The 1,862-nt window shown below is 58.8% G+C and carries 1 protein-coding gene and 1 pseudogene; both read left to right on the plus strand.

Translation table 11 applies throughout. The annotated features are described in order from the left end of the window. The coding region (locus tag GY937_17875) for a hypothetical protein (protein MCP5058574.1) at positions 1–871 on the plus strand (871 nt) is incomplete at its 5' end. A gap of 325 nt (positions 872–1,196) precedes the next feature. Beyond that, positions 1,197–1,754, plus strand: a pseudogene (locus tag GY937_17880) (hypothetical protein). The last annotated feature ends 108 nt before the right edge of the window (positions 1,755–1,862 follow it).

The following is a 1,862-nucleotide window of genomic DNA, read 5'->3' on the forward strand; positions in this document are numbered from 1 at the left end:
CGGCCGGCGGATCCAGAAGACGGCGAATGGAACCACGACTTGGTTTCTGTGGGACGGGGACGATCTCCTGTCCGAATTTGACGGTACAGGAACTCGAAGCCGGCGCTACGCCTACGCCGGAGGCTTCGCGCCGATCCAGGTGGCGGATCCGACGGGTCCCGGAACGGAGGTCGTCTACGATGTCCACACGGACCATCTCGACACGCCGCGGATGCTGACGAACGCGAGCGAGGCCAGTGTGTGGAGGCAGAGCCATGAGTCGTTCGGTGCGGCCGTGGTAGACCCCACGAGTACGGTGGCTTTCAACACCCGTTTCCCGGGACAGTACGCCGATGGCGAAACAGACCTCCACTACAACAGGTTCCGGTATTTCGATCCGGCCACCGGACGCTACATCAATGCGGACCCGATCGGGCAATGGGGTGAAATCAACATTTTCGGCTATGCGAAGAATGCTCCATCTCGCAATATCGACCCGAAGGGCGAAGACGTCGAGGTGGGTGTAAGGCATTTCTACCCGACCGCAGTTCCCTACGCACGCCACTGTTTCCTCCGGTTCGACAAGAACAACGGCGATACGATGAGTTTCGATAGAGGCGGGGTACACGCGGATCCGAACCCTGGAGGCGCCAACTTCACCCCAACAACGGGTCTTTCAAACGATCAATGCGTACGAAATGAGATGAAGAAGTGCGAAGGCAAGAATTACAATCTCTTCCAGTTCAACTGCTGCCAGTGCGCGTCTAACGCGCTCTCCGCGTGCGGTCTCGGGAATTCCGGTACGTGGCCGAATGCGCCCTTTGGTGCAAACAACCCGCCCTACCTTCCGCCAAAGTTGCGGCGGGCAGTGGTAAGGCGAAGCAGTTGGTAGCCTAACATGAACTTCAAGGTTGTATCCCGGGTCTTCTTCGGCTACTTCGCCATTGCCGTCCTGATTCAGATGGCTCTAGAAGAGGCACATCTTGTCGATTCACTAGGCTGGTGGTACACCGCGTTGTGCGGGTTCATGTATTCCCTTCCGGCCTTCACGCTAACCCTTGGGGTACTTGCGATTGTCCGGCGTCTGAGGCCGAGAAACAACGCACGTGAATGAATGCATGAACCGTGAACCGGGGCGTTCTTTCCGTATTCCCATTACGCTCCAGGATCGGTCATGGTGAGCGCCTCGTGGCCGAGCGGCAGGCTCACTCCCGCACTACAACAGGTTCCGATCCTACGATCCTGCCACCGGGAGGTACATCAACGCCGATCCGATCGGCCAGTTGTACGACCTTGCGCCACCGGAGGCGCTGCTTGCGCGCCAGTTCATGTCGAACCAGTTCGAACTCGATCTGGGAACGACCAACCACGCTTACAGCTATGTCGATAGCTCGCCCCTGCAGTGGAGCGACCCATACGGATGGGCCAAGGGGAAGAACAAGGGAGGTAAGTCACTGCGCCCGAACCCGAACAAGAGAAAGGGTTCAGCGAATCGTCAGCCGACCGGCAGTCGGGAACGAAATGTCGGTCACCCGCAGGCGCAGGAAGATAGTCGGGTGCCAAAGGGTCAAGGCGGGCGCGGTCCCGCGCCTACACCTCCGTCGCGTTTTCAGTCCTTCGATCCGGTAGTGTTTTGCTATCGGAACCCCAACACGTGTGCTGCCGTTCAGGGTGCGGCAGCGACTGTTGTTACCGTTGGCGCGGTCTGCGTAACCGTCGCCGCAGCACCGTTTGGATTCGCCAAGGGGATGTCCCAGAACCGGTTGATTTTCTGAGAGTTTGAGAGCGGCGGCTCCTTCACCCTCCGTGTATTACGGAGGGGGTCACTACACCAAGAAGGAACCGCCACCATGACCAAGCATGCCAAGAAGTCCGATCATCTC

The organism is bacterium, from assembly GCA_024228115.1.
In the GTDB taxonomy this organism is placed as follows: Bacteria; Myxococcota_A; UBA9160; order UBA9160; family UBA6930.